The sequence below is a fragment of the Sphingopyxis sp. USTB-05 genome, assembly GCF_023822045.1.
Classification (GTDB): Bacteria; Pseudomonadota; Alphaproteobacteria; order Sphingomonadales; family Sphingomonadaceae; genus Sphingopyxis.
In genome coordinates, this window is the sequence record NZ_CP084712.1 from 4,629,395 (window position 1) to 4,653,306 (window position 23,912).

Genomic DNA, 23,912 nt, shown 5'->3' on the forward strand with positions numbered 1-23,912 from the left:
AAAATGGCGCGTTCATGGCTTTTCCGCACCGGGTCGGAGGAAATTAGCGCATGGACCTAAACAGTTGGTAAGCGGACGGGATCAGAGCCATCCCGCCAGTTCGCGGCGCACCAGCGTTTCGAGCATCGCCATGCCGGGCGCGTCGGCGTTGAGGCATGGAAGATAGGCGAAATGCCGCCCGCCTGCGCTCTCGAACTGCTGCTTGCCGCGGATCGCCAGCTCTTCGAGCGTTTCGAGGCAATCGGCCGAAAAGCCGGGCGCGAACACCGCGACGCTGCGGCCTTCGCGGCCGAGCTGCTCAAGCCGCACATCGGTCGCGGGTTCGAGCCATTTGGCGCGCCCGAAGCGCGACTGGAACACCACCTCGACAGGACGGCCGAGTGCGTCCGACAGCAGTCGTGCGGTTTTGCGGCACTGGCAATGATAAGGATCGCCGAGGTGCAGCGTCCGTTCGGGCATCCCGTGAAAGCTGGCGAGCAGTACGTCGGGGGTGAAATCGAGCGCGGCAAGTCCGCGCTCCGCCGACTCTTTGAGCGCGCCCAAATAAGCGGCATCGTCGTGATAGGGCGGCAGAAAGCGCAACGTCGGCTGCCAGCGCAGCGTCTGCAGATGTTTGCCCACGGCATCGACCACCGTTGCGGTCGTCGCGGCGCAATATTGGGGATAAAGCGGCGCGACGAGGATATTGCGGCAGCCCGCCGCCGTCAGCGCGTCGATGGCCCCGCCGATCGCCGGTTCGCCGTAGCGCATGGCATGGGCGACTTTCACGGTTTCCCCGAACACGGCTTGCAATGCTTCAGCCTGCCTTTGCGTAATCGCGGCGAGCGGCGATCCTTCGTCGGTCCACACTTGCGCATAGGCGTGCGCGGATTTTTTCGGCCGTGTCGTCAGGATGATCCCGCGCAGGATCGGTTGCCAAAGGATCTGCGGGATTTCGACGACGCGGCGATCGGATAGGAATTCAGCGAGATAGCGGCGCACCGACGGCGCGTCGGGCGCGTCGGGAGTGCCGAGGTTGACCAGCAGCACCCCGATGCGCGGCGTCGCCACTTGCGGGTGGTCGGCCGGAAGGGGCGCAGCGGCTGCCTTGCCGTTTGTCATAACGGCTGCGCCGACAGCGGAATACGGCGGATGCGGCGACCGGTCGCGGCGTACATCGCATTGGCGATGGCCGGTGCGACGACCGGAACGCCGATTTCCCCAAGACCGCCGGGTTCGCGGTCGCTTTCGATGAATTCGACCAGAATCTGCGGCGTCTGTGACAGGTCAGGCAGGCCGAGCTGGCCGAATTTGCGTGCGGTTGCCAACCCGCCTTCATAATCGGTCGTTGCGCCGACCGCCGCGGCAAGGCCGAAGACCAGCCCGCCCTCGATCTGCTGGCGCGCGATCACCGGGTTCACAAGCCGTCCGGCGTCGACCACCGCGACCAATTGTTCGACCTGAAGCCCGCGTTCGCTTTGCCGTGCGGTTGCCATCAGCGCGATATGGCTGCCGCGCATCGAGTGGCAGGCCAGCCCCTGCGCTGTGCCTGAAAGCCCGCCTTCCCAACCGCCGAGGCTGGTCACCGTAAGCAGGCAGCGCGCGAGCAGCGGCGAATTGCCGAGCATCGCCATGCGATAGGACAGCGCGTCGGTCCCGGCGCGCGCCGCCATTTCGTCGACGAAACATTCGGTGAAAAAGGCGGTGTAGCTGTCGGCATTGCCGCGCCAACGCCCCGTCGGCAGGCCGATATCGGCGGGGCAATGATCGACTGCCCGATGCGGGATCGCATAGCCGCTTGCCGCGCCTTCGACCGCCATTGCATCGGCGCTGCCCGCCGCCGCGCGCTGTGCGACATCGGCCGGCGCATTGTCGAACAGGCGATCCCGAACCTCGTGATTCGTCGGCGGCACCGCGATGCGCGTCACCAACGCATCGATCCCGCCCGCGGCGTTGAGCGTCGCGGTCAGCTTGGCGCGCGCCGGTGCGCGGGGCGGCAAGCGCATGATCTCTTCGGCGCGCGACCAGGCAAGCTGGACCGGGCGTTTGACTTCGAGCGCGATGATCGCCGCCTGCACAGCGACATTGTGATCGAGGCAAGCGTCGAATGATCCGCCGGCCATCATCGGGAACAGCGTGACATTCGCGGGTGCCAGTCCGGTCGCGCCGGCAATCGCGTCGCGGCACTGCGCGGGCGCCTGCGTCGCGACCCAGACGCGCAACCCGTCGCGGTCGGGTGCGGCCGTTGCGCTGCGCGTTTCAATAGGGGCATGGAGCGCGGGGGCGACGGCATATTCGGCCGCCACCTTCTGCCGCCCTTCCATCGCCTCGGCGACGTCGCCCTCGCTCGCGATGCGATAGCCGTCGTCCTTCAGCGCGGCCTTCAGCGCCTTGTCGATCCGGTCCGTCGATATCGGCGTGCCCTCGGTCTCGAACACCGGGGCGAAACGGTCGAGCGCGCGGTTCGCCGCCCACCAATTGCGCGCCACGGTCGCGACCCAGCGTTCGTGCGTGACGACATGGAGCAGGCCGGGCGAAGCGAGCCCCTGTTTGCGATCGATGCTTTTCAGTCGAGTCGCGCCCAGCGGCCCCTGCCGGATCGCCGCGAACACCATGTCGGGCAGGCGAATGTCGCCGGCATAATTGGCCGATCCGTCGATCTTCGCGGGCAGGTCGAGCCGCGTCAGTTCCTTGCCGTAGAGCGGGTCCGCGCTGCTCGCGCGATAGACGGGCTCCACCGGCGGTTCGAGCAAGGCGGCCGCCGCCGCGACGTCGCCGAAGCGCATCCTTTTCTTGCCGTGAGTGACGAAGCCGTCCTGCGTGTCGCATTCTTCCCAATCGGCATCCCAGCGCGCGGCCGCGGCCATCATCAGCAGCGCGCGCGCCTGCGCCGCCGCGGCGCGGCACGGCGCCTCGAACATCCGCACCGACGAGCTGTTGGCGGTCAGCATCACGGCATGGCGAACCGCCCATTCGCGGCGCGCCCAACTGCGCACGTCCGAAACGAAATCGGGGACGCCCGTGCGCGGGGTAAAGACCGCGCTATCCTCGTCGACGAGCAGCGTGTTCGTATAGAGCGGGTTGATCGGCGCGGTTTCGACCGCGATCGTGCGCCAGTCGGCGCCGAGTTCGTCCGCCATGATCTGTGGCAACAGCGTCGTGACGCCCTGACCCATCTCGCATTGCGGGACGATCGCGCTGATGCGGCCATTGTCGCCGATCTTCAGAAAAGCGTTGAAAACATGTTCGTCGGGCGCGGCGGTAAGGTTGGGCTGGTAATCGCGCGGCCACATGCTCCATGCGACGGCAAGTCCACCCGCCGCGGTCGCGCCGACCAGCAACGAACGGCGGCTGACGTGCGGCAGGCGCGATTTATCTTTCCTCACAGTGTCGCGAATGCCGGCCATGCCCGCTGCTGATAGTCAGGGGCGCGAATCGGCGCAAAGAAAATCGCCCTTTCGCGTGGGGGGCTTGGTCGCGGTTATTTTTCCGAGAGCGCGAAATCGACGCGCACCGAAACCTGCGATTCGCTGACCCCCGGATTGAAAGGCGGGGCGGCGGATTGGGCAACGACCGCATTGGCTGCGTCGGCTTCGGCATAATAGGGCATTGGCGGCGAACCGTCGCCGCCATCGCGGATCGTCAGCACGCGGTCTATCTTGAGCCCGGCCGCCCCCGCATAGGCTTCGGCGCGGGCGCGAGCGGCGCGGTAAGCGGCGGCATAGGCCGATTTGGTCGCGGCTTCCTGATCGGATACGCGCAGCGTCGGCCCCGACAGGACATTGGCGCCGGCCTGCGTCGTTGCGGCGACCGCCTCGCCCGCCTTGTCGACCGCGCGCATCCGCACCTCGACCTGATTGACCGCTTCATATTTGCCCTTGTTGGCGCCCCAATCGATCCGGTTCACCGTGAGCTGGCGCGTCTGAAGGTCCTTGCCCGCCACACCAAAGGCTTTCAGCGCCTCGGTCACCTTGGTCATCGTTTCATTGTTCCGGCGGGTCGCGTCCTCGGCGGAGGCGGCGATCGTGCTCACCCCGGCGGTGAAGCGTGCCTCGTCAGGCCGCGTTTCGGATCGGCCGGTTGCCGAGACCGAAAGCAGCGTTTCGTCATGTCCGACACCGCGCGGGTCGGGCGCCTTTTCGCTGCATGCGCCGAGCGCGAGCAGCGGGATCAGTATAAGGGTCTGGCTGCGCATGAACTTTCTCCCGTCATGGCTGTCCAGCGTATGACGCGCGAAGCGGTTCCCTACCAGCCCCACGGCGCGGGTGGCGGCGCGACCGGCTTGGCATAATCGAACGCGACGCGAAAATGCCGGCCCTCGCGGTCCAGGCCATAGGTGAACCCAGCATCGGTGGTTTCGACCGACCAGATATTGGTCGTCGACACGCCGCGGCCGGTGCGTTCGAACATCGCGATCGATTCGGCGTCGACGGGGAAGGTCTGCCGCGCCGAGCTGCCGGCATCGGCGGTGTCGCCGCCATAGAGCGTGACGTCGTCCGACGTGCCATCGGCGTGGCGATGATCGTGCTTGAGGCGGAGGCCGGTGGCCGTCCGACTGATGATCCACGTCCGCGAACGGTCCCAGCCGCCGTCTTCGGCCATCCCGTCGATATGAAAGGGAATTTCGATCCGGTCTGCGGTGCAATGGCGGATATGCATCACCATCGCCTTGCCGCGCATCTCGGCATCGGCTTCCTGATCGCTCGCGAGCTTGCCGGCATAGGCTTGGCCGCAGCGGGCGGCGAGCCCCTCGAAAAAGGCGTCTTGCGGGTTTGCCCTGGCAGGCGTGCTTGCACAGCCCACGAGCATTGCTGCAGCGAGCAGCGCGGTGCCGCGCCTCATTTCAGCAGGCCCAGGCGCGGAACCTCGATCTTGGGACAGCGGTCCATGACCACGGTCAGTCCTGCTGCATCGGCGCGTTTCGCCGCGGCTTCGTTGATGACGCCGATCTGCATCCACACAGCTTTCGCGCCGTGGACGATCGCCTCGTCGACCGCGGCTCCCGCATCGTCGCTGTTGCGAAAGATGTCGACCAGTTCGGCAGGGGGCTCGACATTGGCGAGCGTCGCGACGACGGGGGCGCCGTGGATCGTCGATCCGGCATGGCCGGGATTGACCGCAATCACGTCATGGCCCTGCCGGACGAGGAAGGCGAGCACGCCATTCGACGGGCGCGCCGGGTTGGGCGACGCGCCGACGACCGCGATGCGGCGCGGCTGGCTCAGCAAATCGCGAATTTCGCCTTCGTCGTTGATCGCCATCATCTACCCTTTCGTGCGTTCAGCCATTCGGCCACTTTTGCCGCTATCGCGTGGAATGGTTCACCGGCGGGATCGGTTCCCGCCGCGGGCGGCACGCCGCCATCGCTCGCAAGGCGGATACCCATCGACAGCGGCACGCGGCCGAGGAAGTCGAGACCCATCGTGCCCGCCGCCGCCTCGGCGCCGCCGCTGCCGAACGGGTCGCTGACCTCGCCGCAATGCGGGCAGGTATAGCCCGCCATATTTTCGACGAGCCCGATGATCGGCACATGGGCCTGTTCGAACAGGCTGACCGCGCGCGTCGCGTCCATCAGCGCCAGGTCCTGCGGGGTCGAAACGATGACGGCGCCCGCGGGCTTGTGCTTCTGGATCATCGTCAATTGGACGTCGCCGGTGCCGGGGGGCAGGTCGACGACGAGCGTGTCGATGTCGCCCCAGCTTGCATCGACGAGTTGTTCGAGCGCCTTGCCCGCCATCGGGCCGCGCCAGGCGATCGCCTGTCCGGGCGCCGCAATCTGCCCGGTCGACAGCATCGGCACGCCATAGGCATTGGGCACGGGTGCCAGCTTCGATCCCCGCGCCTCGGGCTTTACGCCCTCGCTGTCCATCAATCGGGGCTGCGATGGACCATAGATGTCGGCGTCGACCAGCCCGACCTTCACGCCGAGACGGCGCAGCGCGACCGCCAAATTGGCGGCGAGGGTCGATTTGCCGACGCCGCCCTTGCCGCTGCCGACCGCGATGATCGTCATCGCCTTTTTCTCGGCGGTCATCGCGATGCGGACTTCACGCACCCCCGCTTCGGCGAGCAGGCCGGCGCGGAGCTTGTCCTCAAGCGGTTTGCGTTCTTCGGCCGCCAGCCCCGACACGTCGAGAACCACGGCAAGCAGGCCCGAATCGTCGAGCAGGCGCAGGCCGGATGTGCGCCCTTCGCTAAGCTCGGCGGCGGCGGCGGTCAGGCGGGCGATATCGGCGCTTTGTTCGGTCATGTCCGCGGCAGATAGGCATGATTGGCCTGTTTGCCAGCCATTTTCGCTCGCACCCCCTGTTAATCGCGCACGCCGCCCCTATAAAAGCAGCATGAGCAACGAAAATAACGGAAGCATGGCTGGCCGCGGTCCGGGGGGATTGCGGCGATTTTTCGGGTCGATCACCCAGATGGCGAACAGCCCCTGGGGCAGCCCCGGCAAGGGCGATGACGACGGAAAGGGCGACGGCAAACGCCCCGGTCCGCGCAACCCGTGGGTCACTCCCGATCCGGCTGACCAGCGGCGCGCGCAAAAGCCGCGCGGCCCCTCGGCGCTCGACGAATTGCTGCGCAAAGGGCGCGGCGGTTTCGGCGGTGGCGGCTCCGGCGGCGGTGGCCAGTTCAATTTCGGCGATTCGGCGAAGCTTTGGAAATGGGTGGTCCTCGCACTCGTCGTCGCATGGGTGCTATTCTCCTCTTTCCACATCGTCCCGCCTGAAAAGGAAGGCGTGATCACGCGCCTTGGCAGCTATTCGCGTACTGTCGGACCGGGCGTAAAGCTGACTTGGCCGGCGCCGATTGAACGCATCCGGCTGGAGGACGTCCGTGCGATCCGTACGATGGCGATCGGCTCGCCGAACGCGACGGACGAGAATTTCGTGCTGACGCGCGACCAGAGCATCGTCGACCTCGCCTATGAAGTCCGCTGGTCGGTGCGCGATCCCGAACTCTTCTTCTTCCAGCTCGCCGATCCCGAAGGCACGATCCGCGAAGTCGCCGAAAGCGCGATGCGCGCGACGGTCGCGAACTTCGACCTTGTTCAGGCGATCGGCCCCGGTCGCGTCGAGATCGAGACGCAGGTCCAGCAGCGCATGCAGGAATTGCTCAATCAGTATCGCGCCGGCGTGATGATCCAGGGCATTGCGATCCGCCAGGTCGATCCGCCGAGCCAGGTCGACGAGGCGTTCAAGGAAGTGACTGCGGCACGGCAGGAACGCGAATCGGCGATCAACCTTGCACGCGCCTATCAGCAGCAGGTTCTGGAGCGCGCGCGCGGCGACACTGCGGCGTTCGACAAGATTTACGAACAGTATAAGCTGGCGCCCGGCGTGACCAAGCAGCGCCTTTACTATGAAACGATGGAGACGGTGTTGTCGAACGTCGACAAGACGATTGTCGAGGCGCGCGGGGTAACCCCCTATCTGCCGCTCAATGAAGTGCAGAAGCGGATCAAGGCGCCCGAAGCCACCCAGAAGGGAGGCGAATGATGAATTCGCTGTTCCAGAACCCGATGCGGCTGCTCTTTGGCGTCGTCATCCTGCTCGTGATCCTGTCGCAATCGCTCGCGATCGTGCCGGAGGATAAGCAGGCGCTGATCCTGCGTTTCGGCGAGATCGAGCGGACGGTGAACCGTTACAAGCCGAACGAGGATTTCGGGCGCTCGGGCGCCGGTCTTGTCCTCCGCGTGCCGTTCACCGACGGCATTCAATATATCGACAAGCGCATCCTCGGCGTGAACATGGAGCGTCAGCAGGTGCTCTCGACCGATCAGCAGCGGTTGCAGGTCGACGCCTTCGCACGCTTCCGCATCACCAATCCCGTGCGCATGTACACCGCGATCCGTACCGAGGATAAGTTGCAGGCGCAGCTTGCGACGATCCTCGGCTCGTCGCTGCGCAACGAGCTTGGCAAGCGTACCTTCGCGACCTTGCTGTCGCCCGAACGCGGCGCGGTTATGGACAATATCCAGGTCGCACTGAACCGTGAGGCGAACAAATATGGCGCCGAGATTATCGACGTCCGGATCAAGCGCGCCGACCTTCCCGAAGGCGCAACGCTGGAGGCGGCATACAACCGCATGCGCACGGCGCGCCAGCAGGAAGCGATCTCGATCCGCGCCGAAGGGCAGAAGGAAGCGCAGATCATCCGGGGCGGTGCCGACGGTGAAGCGGCACGCATCTATGCCGCCAGTTTCGGCAAGGATCCCGAATTCTATGACTTCTACCGGGCGATGCAGAGCTATCGGCAGACTTTCCTGGGTGAAAATAACCAGGGCGGGACGTCGATCATCATGTCGGCAGATAATGAATATCTGAAGCGTTTCCGCGGCAACTGACGGTTCTGCGCCGGGCGGACGGCTCGATGAACAGATTGGGCAACTCCCGTTCATGTTCAATTGCCGTTCAGCCAATTCGCCGCAGACCGCCGCAGCCGGGGTAAATTGAGTTTTTCGAGAACGAAGAGGATTACCGATCGTGCGTTATGTTTATGGCATCACTTCGGCCTTGCTGGCGGGTGGCACCGCGCTGGCGCTGGTCACCCAGTCTCCCGTCGGCGCGCAGGTCGCGCAGAATGAGAAGAGCGAAATCGCCAAGGTCGTGCCGCGTTCGGGCGCGCCCGAAAGCTTTGCCGATCTTGTCGAACAGCTGCAGCCTGCGGTCGTCAACATTTCGACCAAGCAGGAAGTCACGCTGGGCGTCCGGCTCAATCCCTTCGCCGGGACGCGTGAGCCGATCACGCAGGAACAGCAGGGCGGCGGATCGGGTTTCCTGATTTCGGCCGACGGCTATATCGTCACCAACAACCATGTCATCTCGGGCGGTCCGCGCGGTGAAGAGGTGAATCAGGTCACGGTGACGCTGACCAATCAAAAGGAATATAAGGCGACCATCGTCGGCCGCGACGTCGCCTCTGACCTCGCGCTGCTCAAGATCGATGCGACCGGCCTGCCGTTCGTGAAATTCGCCGACAGCAGCACGGCACGCGTCGGTGACTGGGTCGTCGCGATCGGCAACCCGCTCGGCCTTGGCTCGACAGTGACCGCGGGCATCATCTCGGCGGTTCAGCGCAACCTTGGCAGCGGCGGTGCCTATGACCGCTATATCCAGACCGATACCGCGATCAACCGCGGCAACTCGGGCGGTCCGCTGTTCGACCTTCAGGGCAATGTCGTCGGCATCAACAATATGCTGATCTCGCCCGTCGGCGCGAACATAGGCGTCAATTTCGCTATCCCCGCCGATGCCGCGATGCCCGTGATCAATGCGCTGCGTTCGGGTGAGAAAATCCAGCGCGGCTATCTGGGCATCGGCATCGCGCCGGTCGACGAGGATCTGGCGGCTGCGCTCGGCCTGCCCAAGGATCGCGGCGAGTTCGTCCAGCGCGTCGAAGACGATCAGGCGGCGGCGAAGGCCGGGCTGAAGCGCGGCGACGTCGTGACCAAGGTCAACGGCAAGGATGTCACGCCGCAGCAGACGCTGTCGTACATCGTGTCGAACACCAAGCCCGGGACGCGCATCCCGATCGAGATCATCCGCGACGGCAAGACGATGACCCTCAATGCCGTGGTCGGTACGCGTCCGCCCGAGAGTGAACTGACCGGCTCGAACTTCGATCCCGAGGATGAACAGGCGGTCCCCGAGGATCCGACCGGCGCCGCCGACAAGACGATCCAGGAAGTGCTTGGCCTGTCGGTACAGGTCGTGACGCCCGACATCGCACGTGCGGTGGGTGTCGACGCCGGAACCAAGGGGCTGGTGATCGGCGCCGCGTCGGCGAACAGCGATGCCGGCCGCAAGGGCCTGCGTCGCGGCGACGTGATCCTCAGCGTCAATCGCGCGGCGGTGACGTCGAGCGATGCGCTTGCAAAGGCGGTCACCGACGCAAAGAAGGCGGGCCGCGATGCGGTATTGCTCGAAATCCTGCGTCGCGGTGGCCCCTCGGCCTTCATCGCCGTACGCGTGAAATAGGCCCAGCTTCGGCTGGCCGAAAAGGGGCGCCGCACCTTCGGGTCCGGCGCCCTTTTTGTTGCGCATGCTCCTCAATGTTCCTACTATGTTCGCATAACATCGAGTCGGGAGAATGATGATGATTGGCTATGTGACGCTGGGAACGAAGGATATCGCCAAGGCTGCGGTCTTTTACGACGCAATCGCCGCCGAGCTCGAAACGCCGCGGATGATGGAATATGACAGCTTCATCGCGTGGGGCAAACCGGGCGGCGGTGCCGGCATCGGCATCACCAAACCCTTCGACGGCAATGTCGCGACCGTGGGCAATGGCGTGATGGTCGCGCTAGAGGCTAAGGACCAGGATCAGGTCCAGCGTCTCTACGATATCGCGCTCGCCAACGGCGGCACCTGCGAAGGCCCTCCGGGGCCGCGCGGCGAGGGATTCTACGCGGGCTATTTTCGCGATCCCGACGGCAACAAGCTCAACGCCTTCATCATGGGGTGAACGGCTGCTGGCGACGGCCTTGGGGTGGTGAGCGGACGTTGCTTCCTTAATCCTTCGTCATCCCGGGCTTGACCCGGGATGACGATAGAATCGTCCGTTATCGGTCGTTACCGATGCCGTCCCGAACGGTTCAGGCGCCGAACGCGCCGTCGATGGTGTGCATTGCGCCGGTGACAAAGCCCGCTTCGGGGCCCGCCAGCCAGGCGACCATGCCCGCGACCTCTTCGGGGCGCCCATGGCGCTTGATCGCCATGAAGCTGTGCATCAACTCGCGCATCGGGCCATCCTCCGGATTCGCATCGGTATCGATCGGGCCGGGTTGCACGATATTGATCGTGATCCCGCGCGGTCCGAAATCGCGTGCCAGCCCGCGCGCCATGCCCTGCAACGCAGACTTGCTCAGCGCGTAGGAGGCCATACCGGGGACGGGCATGCGGTCGCCGTTGACCGACCCGATCACGATGATGCGACCGCCCTCGGGCATCTGCCGGGCGGCCTCGACCGACGCATGATAGGGCGCATTCACATTGACGCGGATCAGCCGGTCGACGTCGTCGGGATCGAGGTCGAGCGCGTCGCCGAACAGCGCAAAGCCCGCATTGACAACGAGTATGTCGAGCGGGCCGCTCTCGCGCACGCGTGCAATCACGGCGTCGCGGTCGCCGCTGTCGGTCGGGACGGCGGTCGTGCCGGTTTCGGCCGCCAACTGCTCGGCCGCCTCGCGCGAGCCATTATAGGTGAAGACGAGCTTTGCGCCGTCCGATGCGAAGCGGCGGACGATTGCCGCGCCGATCCCGCGGCTGCCGCCGAGGACGAGAACGGATTTTCCTTGGAATTCGGACATGGGGAGACTCCTTGCTTATTAATGTAGGAACCACTACATAAAACTGCGAAAGCTATCGTCAAGGTATTTTGTAACAGTGACTACAAATAAATCCCGTTCGCGCGGCCGGCCTAGGCGCTTCGACCCCGAAGCGGCGGTGGTGACGGCGCAGCAATTGTTCCACGCGCGCGGCTATGATGCGGTCAGCGTCGCCGATATCACCGAGGCGCTCGGTATCAATCCGCCCAGCTTTTATGCCGCTTTCGGCAGCAAGGCCGGACTTTATCAACGTGTACTCGACCATTGGACGGGGACCGAGGCGATCCCGCTCGCGGATATCCTGCGTCCCGACGTTCCCGTCGCCGCTGCCCTGGCCGCAATGCTGGAGGATGCCGCGCGTCGCTATGCCTCCGATCCGGCGGCGGGGGGCTGTCTCGTGCTCGAAGGCACGCGTTGCAACGACGACGGTGCGCGCGAAGCCGCCCGCACGCTCAACCTTGGGGCTGAAGAGTTCATCCGCGACTATATTGCGGCCCGCCATCCCGAAGCCGCCGATGAGGTCGGCGATTTTGTGAGCACGACGATGTCGGGGCTCTCAGCCAAGGCGCGAAGCGGGCACGATCTGCCGCGCCTTCTTGCCACCGCACGTCTCGCTGGCGGCGTTCTCGGGCAAATCCTGCCTGCCTGATCGCCGCCCCGATCATCACTTGGCCTATGCCCTCTTGCGAAGCCCTGCGGACGCGGCATAGTCCGCCGCCATGCGCATGTCATACAGCCCGCTCGCCCTCGCCGCCGCCTTGCTGGCCGCCGCACCCGTCCACGCCAAGCCCGCCGATACCGACGCGGCGAAAAAGATATTGAAGGACAGCATTGCGATCCCGACGGTCGAAGGGCGCGGACAGGTGCCGAAGCTCGCGGCCTATTATGCGAGCGTGCTGAAAGCCGCGGGCTATGCTGACAGCGATATCGAGATCACGCCGATGGGCGAAACCGCAACCTTTGCCGCGACGCTCGCCGGAACGGGCAAGGGCAAGCCGATCGTGCTGCTCGGCCACATGGACGTCGTCGAGGCCGACCCCAAGGACTGGACGCGTGATCCCTTCGTGCCCGTCGAGGAGGAAGGCTATATTTTCGGCCGCGGGTCGGAGGATAACAAGTTCGACGTCTCGATGATGGTCGCCACGATGGCACAGCTCAAAAAGGACGGCTTCAAGCCGAAGCGTTCGATCATCCTGTTGCTTTCCGGTGACGAGGAAACTTCGATGGTGACGACGCGCGCGCTTGCGGCGAAGTATAAGGGCGCCGAATTCGCCTTGAACGGCGACGGCGGCGGCGGGCTGATCGGCGAGGACGGCAAGCCCAAATATTACGGCCTGCAGGCGGGCGAGAAGACCTATGCCGACTTCACGCTCGAAGTGACCAATCCCGGCGGCCACAGTTCGCGCCCGTCGGACACCAATGCGATCGTCCAGCTTTCGAACGCGCTCGCCAAAGTCGGCGCCTATCGCTTCACGCCGCAACAAAATGAGCTGACCAAGGTCGGCATGCCTATCGTCGCCGATCAGGTCGGCGGCGATATCGGCGCGGCGCTCAAGGCTTTTGCCGCCAACCCCGCCGATGCGAAAGCCATCGCAGCAATCCGTGCCGACCCCGAATATATCGGCCAGATCGGTACCACTTGCGTCCCGACGCTGACCAAGGGCGGACATGCCGAAAATGCGCTGCCCCAGCGGGCGACCGCGAATATCAACTGCCGCATCTTTCCCGGCGTTCCGGTCGAAACGGTGCGTGCCGAGCTCGAAAAGGTGATCGCCGATCCTGCGGTCAAGGTGAAGACCGATCCCGACGCGAGCGCGAGCGATGCATCGCCGCTGCGCCCCGATGTCGTCGCGGCGGTGACGAAGGCCGTGCATGCGCGCGCGCCGGGCCTGCCGATCATCCCGTCGATGAGCGCGGGCGCCACCGACAGCTATCATTTCCGCATTCAGGGCGTGCCGAGCTATGGTGTCGCGGGCCTTTTCTCAAAGGCCAGCGACAGTTATGCGCACGGCCTTAACGAGCGCGTCCCCGTCGACGCGATCACGCCCGCGCTCGCGCATTGGGACAGCCTGCTGCGCGATCTTTCGAGATAACTGCTCGTCGCCCCGGCTTTGCTGGGGCGACGCGCTACACCAAAGCGCTCACCGCGCGCTCGACCATCTGGACTGCCGCATCCGCGCCGAAGCTTGTCGAGTCGAGCGACAGTTCGAGCCACAAGCCGTCGACCATGGCGGTCAGCATGATCGCCAGCCGTTCGGCATCCGCCGCGCCGCATGCCGTGAGCAACTCGCCCAGCCGTTCGCGATAGCCGGCGTAGCTTTCCGCGTGGATGTCCGCCATCCGTGCATCGCTTCGTGCCAGCGCCCAAAAGGCGGTCCATGCGCCCAGCAGTTCGGGATCGGTCACCGGCGGACGGAAGCTGGCGGTAAGATATGCGTTCAGCCGCGCGCGCGAATCCTTGCCCGCGCCCTCGACCGCCGCCGCGAAAATCGCGTCCATCCGGTCGCTCGTCGCTTGATAAGTGGCCGCGACCAGATCGTCGATGCCGCCGAAATAATGGCGCAGCAGACCGGGCGAAACACCTGCCTTTGCGCAGATGGCTCGAACATTCGTGCCCGCAAGACCATGTTCGGCAAGCACCGCCGCAGTCGCCTCGATCAGGTCGGCCCGGCGGGCATCGGCGCTTTCGCGCGTAAAGGCTTGGCGAGAGGGCTGCATGTTGTTATACGTTTGTACAACAAGGACGGGATTATGGCAACGCTACGCGACACTTTCGACAACATCGACCCGCTGGACGGCTGGTCGCTTCCCGCGTGGACATACAGCGACCCCGATTTCTACGCCGCCGAAATGGAGCGCATCTTCCGCCCGAGCTGGCAGGTCGTCTGCCACGACAGCGATATCCCGAACGTCGGCGACTGGCACAGCATCGACTATTGCGGCGAGAGCGTGATCCTGGTGCGCGGCACCGACCGCAACGTGCGCGCTTTCACTAATGTGTGCCGCCACCGCGGCTCGCGCCTCGTCGATGGCGCGGCCGGCTGCGCGAAGAAGCTCGTCTGCCCCTATCACGCCTGGACCTATGAACTCGACGGCCGCCTGACCGGGGTTCCCGATTCGGCGAGCTATCCGACGCTCGACAAGAGCAAGGCCGGGCTCGTTCCTGTGGGGCTCGAACAATGGCGCGGTTTCTGGTTCGTGCGGCTGGAGGATGATGGCGGGCCGTCGGTCGCATCGATGATGGCACCCTATGAGGCGCAGGTCGCTCCGTACCGTTTCGAGGAACTCGGCGCTTTGGGCCGCGTCACGCTGCGCCCGCGCGAGGTGAACTGGAAGAATGTCGGCGACAATTATTCGGACGGCCTTCACATCCCCGTCGCGCACCCTGGGCTGACGCGGCTTTTCGGCAAAAGCTATGGTGTCGAGGCCGAGGATAATGTCGATCGCATGTGGGGCGACCTGATCGACCGGCCGTCGGTGAACTGGTCCGAACGCATGTATCAACGACTGCTGCCCCCGGTGCCGCATTTGCCCGAAGCGAACCAGCGCCACTGGCTCTATTTCAAGCTGTGGCCGAATGTCGCGTTCGACATCTATCCCGATCAGGTCGATTTCATGCAATGGCTTCCAACCGGGCCGACGACCTGCCTGATCCGCGAGATCAGCTATGTGCTCCCCGATGAGCGCCGCGAGATGAAGGCTGCGCGCTACCTCAACTGGCGCATCAACCGACAGGTCAACGCCGAGGACACCGAACTGATCACGCGCGTCCAGCAGGGGATGCAGTCAAAGAGCTTCACCATGGGACCGCTCAGCGACAAGGAAGTGTGCCTCAAGCATTTCTGCTCGCGGATGCGCGACCTGGTTCCAGAGGCGCGGCTGGAGCGAGCGCCGGCGTCGGGGTGGAGCAGGAGGGGATGAGTATCCTCCTATTTCCGTTCGCATCGAGCGAAGTCGAGATGCCCATCGGGAACGCCCTGCCTCCCGGTGTCTCGACTTCGCTCGACACGACCGGAGATAGCCATGGCTGATCTACCTACTATCATCGTGGGCGGCGGACCCGCGGGCATGGTCGCCGGCCTGCTGCTCGCGCGCGCCGGCGTGCCTGTCACCATCCTCGAAAAGCACGCCGACTTCCTCCGCGATTTCCGCGGCGACACGGTGCATCCCTCGACGCTCGCACTGTTCAACGAGATCGGTCTGCTCGAAGAGTTGCTGAAAGAGCCGCACGCTGCGATCGACACGATGACGCTGAACTTGCTCGGCGGTCACTATACGATCGCGACGATGAAGCATCTGCCCGTCGCGGCGCGCTTTGTCGCGATGATGCCGCAATGGGATTTGCTCGATTTCATCGCCGGGCAGGGCCGGAAATATCCGACCTTCGACCTGCGCATGTCGACCGAGGCGACTGGGTTGACCTTCGATGCGAACGGCCGCGCCAGCGGCGTGGCGCTGGCCAGCGGCGAAACCTTGCCCGCGCGGCTCGTCATCGCTGCCGACGGCCGTCGCTCGGTGCTGCGCGATGCCGCCGAATTGCCTCTCGAAGATCTGGGCGCGCCGATGGATGTGCTGTGGTTTCGTGTCCCCGTTCCGGCAGGAATGAACATGTCCGAAGTCGCGCTCGGCACGATCGACAAGGGCGGCATGGTCGTCGCAATCCCGCGCGGCGATTATTGGCAATGCGCGCAGATCATCGAAAAGGGCGGCTTCGCTCCGATCGAGGCGCGGGGAATTGCAGCGTTTCGCGACAAGGTGGTCGAAATTGCCCCGGGTCTGGCTGCGGGGATTGAGGCGATCCAGAGCTTCGACGATGTGAAATTGCTTTCGGTCGCGCTCGACCGGCTGACGCGCTGGTCGCGCCCCGGCCTGCTTGCGATCGGCGATGCCGCACACGCGATGTCGCCCGTCGGCGGTGTCGGCATCAATCTCGCTGTGCAGGATGCGGTTGCGGCAGCGAACATCCTTGCGGCGCCGCTCGCTGCGGGCGCCGACCCCGATCCGCTGCTCGCGCGCGTGCAGGAGCGCCGCTGGAAACCGACGACGCGTATGCAGGCGATCCAGCGGTTCGCGCATCAGCGCGTCATCGAACCGATGTTGCGCGGCGAAATCACGCGTGTGCCCTTCGCTGTCCGCTTGCTCGACCGCGTTCCGCTGCTGCGCCGCATTCCGGGCCGAATCCTCGGCCTCGGCTTCGGCCGCCAACATGTTCAATCCCCGCTCGCGAAAGATTTTCAATGACCAAAGCCTATGACGCCCTGATTATCGGTGCCGGCCACAACGGCCTCGTCTGCGCCTTCTATCTTGCCAAGGCGGGGCTGAAGGTACGCATCGTCGAGGCGCGGGATGTTGTTGGCGGTGCCGCGGTGACCGAGGAATTCGCCCCGGGTTTCCGCAATTCGGTCGCGAGCTATACGGTCAGCCTGCTGCAGCCGAAGGTGATCGCCGACATGAAGCTGGCCGATCACGGTTACCGCGTGATCGAGCGGCCGATCAGCAATTTCCTGCCGCAAGAGGATGGCGGTTATCTGAAGCTCGGCGGCGGGCTCGAACGGACGCAGGCCGAGTTCCGCAAGTTCAGCAATCGCGACGCCGAGGTGCTGCCGCAATATTATGACGCGCTTGAAAATGTCGCCGAACTGCTTCGCGACCTCGCGCTGCGCGTCCCGCCCAATGTCGGCGAAGGACTGCGCACGCTGCTCGACGGCGCGCGGCAGGGGCGGCGCTTTGCAGGCCTCAGCCTCGAACAACAGCGCGATGTGCTCGACCTCTTCACGAAATCGGCGCGCACGATGCTCGATAGCTGGTTCGAAAGCGAGGCGGTCAAGGCTGCCTTCGGCTTCGACGCCGTAGTCGGCAACTACGCCAGCCCCGATACGCCGGGTAGTGCCTATGTCCTCCTCCACCACGTCTTTGGTGAGGTGAACGGCAAGAAGGGCGCATGGGGCCATAGCGTCGGCGGCATGGGCAAGATTACCGAGATCATGGCGAAGGTCTGCCGCGACATGGGTGTCGAGATCAGCCTCGAAAGCCCCGTTGCCAAGGTACTTGTCGACGGCGGCAAGGCGGTCGGCGTCAAGCTTGTCGGCGGCGAGGAAATCGCCGCGGCGCGGGTGATCGCCAATGTCGGTCCGAAGCTACTCTACGAGCGGATGATGGACGCGAGCGATCTGCCCGCCGACTTCGAACGCCGGATCAAGGGCTTCAAGGCGGGCAGCGGCACGTTCCGCATGAATGTCGCGCTCAGCGAGCTGCCGAAATTCACCTGCCTTCCCGAACCGGGCGAGCATCATCAGTCGGGGATCATCCTCGCGCCGACGCTCGATTATATGGACCGCGCTTTCCTCGATGCGAAGCAGTACGGCTGGTCGAAGGCGCCGATCGTCGAGATGCTGATCCCTTCGACCGTCGACGACAGCCTCGCGCCCGAGGGGTGCCATGTCGCGAGCCTGTTCTGCCAGCAGTTTGCGCCGGAGTTGCCCGGCGGGCGTGATTGGGACGATGAGGAGGGGGCCGCGGCCGACTGCATCATCGACACGGTCGAAAAGCACGCGCCCGGATTCCGCGCGAGCATCGTTGGCCAGACGCGCCTTTCGCCCAAGGGGCTCGAACGCAAATTCGGCCTCGTCGGCGGCGACATCATGCACGGCAATATGAGCCTCGATCAATTGTGGGCCGCACGGCCCGTGCTCGGCAATGGTGGCTATCGTGGGCCGGTGAAGGGGCTCTATATGTGCGGTGCGGGCACGCATCCGGGTGGCGGCGTCACCGGCGCACCGGGACATAATGCCGCCGAGGTCATCTTACGCGATCGGGGCTTCTTCGCCCCCCGATGGCGTTGAGGCGGGCGCCGACTCGCGCGTCCACCAATATAGCGGCAACCCCGCCGCCATCAGAATCAGGCTCATCGCGCTGACCTGTAGCCCGGCGCCCCATAAGGTCCAGACCGAATAGGCTAGGCCGATAAGGGCGACCGGGATCGCGACGCGTAGCCGCAACGCGGCCGCCGCGCAGGAGAGGTAGAGCCAGAGCGTCACCGACGTCGACAGGATCGCCATGAAGGTGAACATTTCGGCGGTCGACTTGCTGTTGTTGAGAATGACGCACGCGGTCGCCAGCATGCTCGCGCAGAGCAGCGCCGCGACCGGCGTCCCGTGGCGGTTGGTGCGTGCGAACCACTGCGGAAACAGGCCCTGACGCGCGAGTGTGGCCGGCAGCTCGGCCTGGATCAGCGTAAAGCCGTTGAGCGCGCCGATTGCGCTGATCGCTGCGAAGGCGGCGATGAACAGCGCCGGCCCGTGGCCCCAATAGGTTTCGGCAAAAAGGGCGAAGGGTGCGTCGGATTTGGCGACTTCGTCCGCGGGCAGCATCAGCGCGACCGCCGAACAGACGATCAGGTAGAGAATGCCGGTTGTCAGCGTGCCGATGATCGTCGCGCGCGGGATGGTGATGGTCGGGTCCTTGACCTTATCGGTCGCGACGCTCGCCGATTCAAAGCCAAGCAGCGCCCATAAGGTCAGGATCGCCGATCCGCTGACCGCAGTCAGCGACAATCCCTCGGCCGGGAAGGGCGTCGTGACGACGGGTGTCTCGCCGCCGAACGCGACGGGGATAAGGACGATCACCGTCAACAGCGGGATCAGCTTGATGAGCAGTGTGACGACCTGGAATCGCCCCGCCGCGCGCGCGCCGCGCCAGTTGATTGCGGTGACGATCCAGATCAGGGCGAGCGTCGACAGCGCGATATGCTCGCCGAGCACGGGCGCAAACAGGCTGAGAAAGCTGACCGCAGCGACCGCGAGCGTAACATTGGCAGTCCACACCGACACCCAATAGGCCCAGCCAATCATGAAGCTGGGGATGCGTCCGAAAGCGAGTTGGACGAAAGCGGTCGGCCCGCTCGCCTTCGGAAAGGCGACAGTCAGCCGCGCGATCACCACGGCGAGCGCGAGCGCGCCGGCGATTGTGATCGCCCAGCCTGCAACGCCGTTCCAGCCAAAGGGAGCAAGGCTGGCGGGGAGGAGGAACACCCCCGACCCGATCATATTTCCCATGACGAGCGCGACGCACATCGAAAGGCCGAGCTTCTGGGCGGGCCTGACGCCTGCGGTCGTCGTATCTGTCATGCGAAGCCGGTTCCCATCCTGAATGTCCGGTCGCGATCGACCCGGGCGTCGATACCGTCCGAACGGGACCTGTTCGTCCATGCCCCGGGTGGGGAATGGTGTCCGGGGCGCGGCACGGCGGATATTGCGCCGCGCCCCGGCGGGTTGCTCAGAAGTCCTTGCTTACCTTGATCCCGATCAGCCGCGGACGGATGACATTGTCGTAAAAGACGCCGCCATTCGCCGTGTCGCCATCGGCATCGCCGCAGACCGTCTCGCCGCACTGGACCGCGCTGTTGATCACGCCGCGGCTGTCGAACAAATTGGTCGCGAACAATTCGGCATCCCAGCCTTCGCCCTTCACGCCTATGCTGAAATCGGCGGTCGTATAGGCTTTGAAATCGCCGACGATGTCATTTTCGAGCGTGCGAAGGTCGGACCGCCTTTTGCCGATATGGTTGACCGCAAACTGGACGTGGCCGTCCAACCCGCTGATAGGAAATTCATAGCGCGCAACCGCGTTGCCCTTGAATTTCGCGGTGACCGGCAGGCGCGATCCCGACGGCGCGAGCTCGGCGTTGCCGGGTGTGGTGCAGTCGAAATCGGCGTTTGCAATGGCGCAGAAATCGCGGCGGATCGTCGCGTCGTTATAGCTGCCGCCTATGCCGAGCGAGAAGCCGCCCGCGCGATAGCTGACATCAGCCTCAAGCCCTCGAATCCGCGCGATGCCCGCGTTGCGCACTTCGCTGAGGCCGTTGGCGCCGAGGAAGGAAAGCTGGATATTCTTCCAATCCTCCTGATAGACGGCCCCGTTGAAGCGGACCGGGCCGAAGCTGGTCTTCCACCCCAGTTCATAATTGTCGAGCGTATCAGAACCATAGGGCGGCAACGAGCCGCGCCGGTTGATGCCGCCAGGGCGGAAACCGCGCGACCATGTCGCATACATCATCACATCGTCGGTGAATTTGTACGTCAGGTTCAGCTTGTGGATAAAGTCGGTCTTCTTCGTCCGCTTGTCGAGGTTGGTGCAGGGCGACCCGTCGACCACGGCCGGTCCCTGGCAAGCGTAGACCGGATTGCTGCTGAAACCCGGATTATTGTATCCGAAGAAGCCGACCAAGCTATTGTCGAACTTGTACAGGCGGCCGCCACCGGTAAGCGTCAGCTTTTCGGTGATGTCGAAGCTGAGTTCGCCGAATGCCGCATAATCGCGGTCGACGCGCAGCTGTTTTGTCAGCCAGATATTGTCGATCGTGGTCGGCACCTGCTGATCGTCGGACAGATTGTCGATGATATAATGCTGTTCGATATTGTGTGACTGGCGCTGGTAGAACAATCCGCCGATGAAGCGGATGCGCGCGTCGGCGGGCGAGGCGACGCGGATTTCTCCGAAATTGCGGCGATAGCGATCGATGCCCTGGATATATTGATTGGGGCTGATGACATCGCCCGCATTGTCATAGAGATAGGCCCCTGACCCAAAGAGCGCGTCATAGAAATACGCATAGTCCGAATAGTCGCTGTCCGTCAGTGTCTTGCGGCGCAGGTGGCCGCCAGTCACCGTCAGGTCCCAGCTTCCGATCTTGCCCTCGATCGTCAGCGCGGCCTGGATCCATTTATCGTCGCTGCGTTCGGGGTTGTACTGGACCGTCTGCAGGCTGCGCGTCACTGCGGATGAACGTTCCTGTGCAAAGCTGCCGTCGGCTTTCTGAATCTGCCCCATCAGCGTAGGACGGATCGTCCAGTCGTCGTCGAGTTCGATACCGAGCGCAAGGCGCGCGCCATAGGTGTCGACGGTGTTATAATCCTTCTCGACCAGATCGTCGTTGGTCTGGGTCACGCCGCTAGACGGATAAGTTCGGCTTCCCGCGATATTGTCGATATAGCCCGCATCGTGGCGATACCAGCCGACGAGACGCAGGGCAGCGCGATCGCTGAGCCGGGCGTTGACAAAGCCCTCGGCAACCCCGCCGATGCCGCCGTGCGACACCGTATTGAGCTCAAGCCCCGCCGAGCCATAGGTTCCGCTCGTGTCGGGCCGGTTGGTGACCAGCTTGATCGTGCCCGCCATCGAGCTCGCGCCATAAAGCGTGCCCTGCGGCCCCGCGAGCGCCTCGACGCGCGCAAAGTCATAGGCGTGGATGTCGAGCGCGCCCTGGATGGTCGTGATCGGCATTTCGTCTAGGTAGGTGCCGACGGTCGGGAGCGAGGTCGAGTGGTTGGCGTTCTCGCCCGATGCGACGCCGCGGAAATAGACCTGGCTGAACCCCGGCGCGAGCGTCTGGATCGTTACCGAGGGCAGGAATTTGACGACGTCCTGGAATTCCTTGACCTGCAGCTCGTCGAGCCGCTCGGTCCCGATCGCCGTGATCGCGAGAGGGACGTCCTGCAGATTTTCTTCGCGCTTCGACGCTGTAACGACGATGTCGCGATCGTCGTCGGTGTTGCTTTGCTGCGCCAGCGCCGCTCCCGATGTGCACAGGACTGTGGTGCCGAGCAGAAATGCGCCGCTTTTGGTCAATACTGTCGATAGTTTCCGCATGGAGTTCCCCCTCGATGACAGTGATGTGACGAGAATGACGCGGCGCACCGCAAGCGCAAGCATTGTTGTGCCGCGCCGAAGTTGTTGGTCGAAAATGTCGCATGCTGTTGCCCAAAGGCAACGTTTTGTCGTGCGGCGACTTAGCGCAACCCGACCGGAACTGCGGGATACGTGTCCAGAACGGGCCCCAGGGCCTGTTTCAGTGGGGCGAGCCATTGTTCATATGGCTGCCACTGCCCGACCCCGTCGCGGTTGATCGGCCGCCGCACCTGCTCGCTAGACGCCGTCCGTACTGCGCGGGCATTGGTGTGGAACGCCATGCACGCCTCTTCGAAAGGCTGGTTCAGCCAGGCGAGCATCGCGCGCACTTCGGTCTCGGGATCGTCGAGCAATGCCTCATGGATCACACGGTGGACGCGGCCGGGTTGCACCGCGTCGATATGCGCCATCAGCCGCACATAGTCGCGATAATAGCCGCCGACGTCGGCAAGGCCGTAACTGAATGCCTGCCCCTTGGCATAATGCTGGCGAAAGTTCGAAAAGCAGCAGTCGAGCGGATGCCGCCGAGCGTCGATGATCTTCGCATTGGGCAGGATCAGGCGGATGAAGCCGGTATAGAGCCAGTTGTTCGGAAGCTTGTCGATATAGAAGGGCTTGCCGGTCTTGCGCTGCACGGCAGTATGCTGAAGGAAGTCGGCCCCCAGTTCGGCCAGCCGTTCGTGCGGCGTATCCGCCAGCGCCTCGATCCAACGGCGGCCGTCGCCATACGCCTCGCGGCCCAGGCCGAGGGCGAGGGCGGGGATGTCGGGCAGTTCCATCGTGCCCTCGATCGCCGAATGGCAGCTAAGAATCTGTTCGATCAGCGTCGATCCGGCGCGCGGCATGCCGAGGATGAAGATCGGATCGGGCGCGGGGTCGCCGGCACCGGCGCGCGCGGCAAAGAATTCGGGGGTGCAGGCGGCGATGATCGCATCGACCGCGGCGCTTGTTTCGGCGGCACGATAGCCAAGCTGGGCAGACCGGATCGCGTTGCCCGCCGCATAATGCCGAAACGCCGGCTCGTGCTCGGCCGCATCGTCATAGGCCTTGCCGAGCGCGAAATGCAGGTGAAGCCGGTCGTCGTCGCGCGCGTCGCCGTCAGGCTCGGCTGCGACGAGTGCGGCCTCCATCGCGGCGCGGTCGCCAGCATCGAAGCGGATCGTCTTGAGGTTCGCAAGGCTCCACCAGATTTCGCCGAGTCCCGGATCGGCGGCAAGCGCGCGGCGATAGGCGGCGATGCTGTCGTCCTGGCGCCCCACGGTCTTGAGCATATGGCCATAGCTCATCCACAGCTTGGCATGATTGGGGAAGCGCTGCGTCAGTTCTTCATAGAGTGCGAGGGCTTCGTCATACCCCCCGATCCGCCCGAGTGCCGCGGCGCGCAAATTCGCGTGGGCGGGGTTGTCGGGATCGTCGCCGAGCACGGCATCGAGCGTCGCCGCCGCGTCGGCGAAGCGATTCTGCTTGTAATAGACGGTTGCGAGATTGGCCCGTGCGGCACCGAAACCCGGCGCGAGTTCGAGCGCGCGCGACAGCAATTTTTCGGCATCGTCGTAACGCCCGATCCGCCCCGCGACCTCGGCGAGCATGCGGATCGCGGCGACGTCGGTCGCATCCTCGCGCAGCCGCTGGCGCAGCGCCCCCTCGGCGTCGGGCAGTCGGTCCTCGGCGAGCGCGATCGCGGCATCGACCATCGCTTCGTCGTGGATCGTTGCACCGACTGCGGCAAGCGACGCGGCCTGCGCTTCCGCCTCGCGGCGTAGCGCGCGCAGTGCATGGGCGGCGAGACGATGCGCCGCCGCCGACGTCGGGACGGCGTCGATGATCGCCTGCGCCTGCGCAAGCGCGGCGGCGGGCTCGCTGCTCAGCAGGCGGCGGGCGTTGGCGAGCGCTTCATCATGGGTGACGGTCGCCAAATGCG

General features: G+C 64.6%; 20 protein-coding genes. 9 read left to right on the forward strand and 11 right to left on the reverse strand.

The genetic code is table 11. The features are described from left to right. Positions 1–81: 81 nt before the first annotated feature. The 6 genes from hemH to KEC45_RS21670 all read right to left on the reverse strand — a co-directional run bounded on the left by hemH (position 82) and on the right by KEC45_RS21670 (position 6,229). Positions 82–1,101, reverse strand: coding sequence for a ferrochelatase (gene hemH / locus KEC45_RS21645; RefSeq protein ID WP_062185458.1), 1,020 nt, complete (start codon positions 1,099–1,101; stop codon positions 82–84). Further along, the gene (locus tag KEC45_RS21650; RefSeq protein ID WP_062185456.1) at positions 1,098–3,386 is read right to left on the reverse strand and encodes a xanthine dehydrogenase family protein molybdopterin-binding subunit; all 2,289 of its coding nucleotides are present in this window, start codon (positions 3,384–3,386) and stop codon (positions 1,098–1,100) included. Before KEC45_RS21650 ends, hemH begins: the two co-directional genes overlap by 4 nt. A gap of 74 nt (positions 3,387–3,460) precedes the next feature. After that, entirely contained in the window at positions 3,461–4,174 is a 714-nt protein-coding gene (locus tag KEC45_RS21655) for an SIMPL domain-containing protein (RefSeq protein WP_062185454.1), read from the reverse strand. Between the two features lie 50 nt (positions 4,175–4,224). After that, complete coding sequence (locus tag KEC45_RS21660) at positions 4,225–4,821, reverse strand: hypothetical protein (RefSeq protein ID WP_252171292.1); 597 nt, start codon at positions 4,819–4,821, stop codon at positions 4,225–4,227. Continuing rightward, on the reverse strand, positions 4,818–5,240 hold the full coding sequence (locus KEC45_RS21665) for a CoA-binding protein (RefSeq protein ID WP_062185450.1): 423 nt from the start codon (positions 5,238–5,240) through the stop codon (positions 4,818–4,820). The genes KEC45_RS21660 and KEC45_RS21665 overlap by 4 nt, the downstream gene beginning before the upstream one ends. Continuing rightward, positions 5,240–6,229: an Mrp/NBP35 family ATP-binding protein gene (locus tag KEC45_RS21670; protein WP_062185448.1), complete on the reverse strand. Its 990-nt coding sequence runs from the start codon at positions 6,227–6,229 to the stop codon at positions 5,240–5,242. The genes KEC45_RS21665 and KEC45_RS21670 overlap by 1 nt, the downstream gene beginning before the upstream one ends. A gap of 91 nt (positions 6,230–6,320) precedes the next feature. On the opposite strand from KEC45_RS21670, the gene hflK reads away from it, so the two are divergent. The 4 genes from hflK to KEC45_RS21690 all read left to right on the forward strand — a co-directional run bounded on the left by hflK (position 6,321) and on the right by KEC45_RS21690 (position 10,443). Then, positions 6,321–7,475 carry a protease modulator HflK gene (gene hflK, locus KEC45_RS21675; RefSeq protein ID WP_083435973.1) on the forward strand — a complete coding sequence of 385 codons (1,155 nt, stop codon included), beginning with the start codon at positions 6,321–6,323 and terminating at the stop codon, positions 7,473–7,475. After that, positions 7,475–8,323, forward strand: coding sequence for a protease modulator HflC (gene hflC, locus KEC45_RS21680; RefSeq protein WP_062185444.1), 849 nt, complete (start codon positions 7,475–7,477; stop codon positions 8,321–8,323). Before hflK ends, hflC begins: the two co-directional genes overlap by 1 nt. Positions 8,324–8,462: 139 nt before the next feature. Beyond that, positions 8,463–9,956, forward strand: coding sequence for a trypsin-like peptidase domain-containing protein (locus KEC45_RS21685; protein WP_062185443.1), 1,494 nt, complete (start codon positions 8,463–8,465; stop codon positions 9,954–9,956). 118 nt (positions 9,957–10,074) lie between these two features. After that, positions 10,075–10,443, forward strand: coding sequence for a VOC family protein (locus KEC45_RS21690; RefSeq protein ID WP_062186915.1), 369 nt, complete (start codon positions 10,075–10,077; stop codon positions 10,441–10,443). 130 nt (positions 10,444–10,573) lie between these two features. Here KEC45_RS21690 and bdcA read toward each other — a convergent pair whose 3' ends face one another. Next, complete coding sequence (gene bdcA / locus KEC45_RS21695; RefSeq protein ID WP_252171293.1) at positions 10,574–11,287, reverse strand: SDR family oxidoreductase; 714 nt, start codon at positions 11,285–11,287, stop codon at positions 10,574–10,576. 76 nt (positions 11,288–11,363) lie between these two features. On the opposite strand from bdcA, the gene KEC45_RS21700 reads away from it, so the two are divergent. Both KEC45_RS21700 and KEC45_RS21705 read left to right on the forward strand, forming a co-directional pair. Continuing rightward, the gene (locus KEC45_RS21700; protein WP_062185441.1) at positions 11,364–11,954 is read left to right on the forward strand and encodes a TetR/AcrR family transcriptional regulator; all 591 of its coding nucleotides are present in this window, start codon (positions 11,364–11,366) and stop codon (positions 11,952–11,954) included. Positions 11,955–12,024: 70 nt separating this feature from the next. Further along, positions 12,025–13,398, forward strand: coding sequence for a M20/M25/M40 family metallo-hydrolase (locus KEC45_RS21705; RefSeq protein ID WP_062185439.1), 1,374 nt, complete (start codon positions 12,025–12,027; stop codon positions 13,396–13,398). A 34-nt stretch (positions 13,399–13,432) separates the two neighbouring features. On the opposite strand, the gene KEC45_RS21710 is transcribed toward KEC45_RS21705, so the two are convergent. Next, positions 13,433–14,023 carry a TetR/AcrR family transcriptional regulator gene (locus tag KEC45_RS21710; RefSeq protein ID WP_062185437.1) on the reverse strand — a complete coding sequence of 197 codons (591 nt, stop codon included), beginning with the start codon at positions 14,021–14,023 and terminating at the stop codon, positions 13,433–13,435. A gap of 33 nt (positions 14,024–14,056) precedes the next feature. Between KEC45_RS21710 and KEC45_RS21715 the strand changes: the two genes are divergently transcribed. The 3 genes from KEC45_RS21715 (at position 14,057) to KEC45_RS21725 (ending at position 18,147) form a co-directional block, all read left to right on the forward strand. Further along, positions 14,057–15,226 carry an aromatic ring-hydroxylating dioxygenase subunit alpha gene (locus KEC45_RS21715; protein ID WP_062185435.1) on the forward strand — a complete coding sequence of 390 codons (1,170 nt, stop codon included), beginning with the start codon at positions 14,057–14,059 and terminating at the stop codon, positions 15,224–15,226. 102 nt (positions 15,227–15,328) lie between these two features. Further along, positions 15,329–16,546: an FAD-dependent oxidoreductase gene (locus tag KEC45_RS21720; protein ID WP_062185433.1), complete on the forward strand. Its 1,218-nt coding sequence runs from the start codon at positions 15,329–15,331 to the stop codon at positions 16,544–16,546. Next, a complete protein-coding gene (locus tag KEC45_RS21725) occupies positions 16,543–18,147 on the forward strand; it encodes an NAD(P)/FAD-dependent oxidoreductase (RefSeq protein ID WP_062185431.1) in 1,605 nt (534 codons plus the stop codon). The genes KEC45_RS21720 and KEC45_RS21725 overlap by 4 nt, the downstream gene beginning before the upstream one ends. On the opposite strand, the gene KEC45_RS21730 is transcribed toward KEC45_RS21725, so the two are convergent. The 3 genes from KEC45_RS21730 to KEC45_RS21740 all read right to left on the reverse strand — a co-directional run bounded on the left by KEC45_RS21730 (position 18,109) and on the right by KEC45_RS21740 (position 23,907). Further along, positions 18,109–19,431, reverse strand: coding sequence for an amino acid permease (locus KEC45_RS21730; protein WP_062185429.1), 1,323 nt, complete (start codon positions 19,429–19,431; stop codon positions 18,109–18,111). The genes KEC45_RS21725 and KEC45_RS21730 overlap by 39 nt on opposite strands. A 148-nt stretch (positions 19,432–19,579) precedes the next feature. Continuing rightward, complete coding sequence (locus KEC45_RS21735; RefSeq protein ID WP_062186913.1) at positions 19,580–21,952, reverse strand: TonB-dependent receptor; 2,373 nt, start codon at positions 21,950–21,952, stop codon at positions 19,580–19,582. Positions 21,953–22,092: 140 nt separating this feature from the next. Beyond that, complete coding sequence (locus KEC45_RS21740) at positions 22,093–23,907, reverse strand: sulfotransferase (protein ID WP_062185427.1); 1,815 nt, start codon at positions 23,905–23,907, stop codon at positions 22,093–22,095. Positions 23,908–23,912 lie beyond the last annotated feature (5 nt).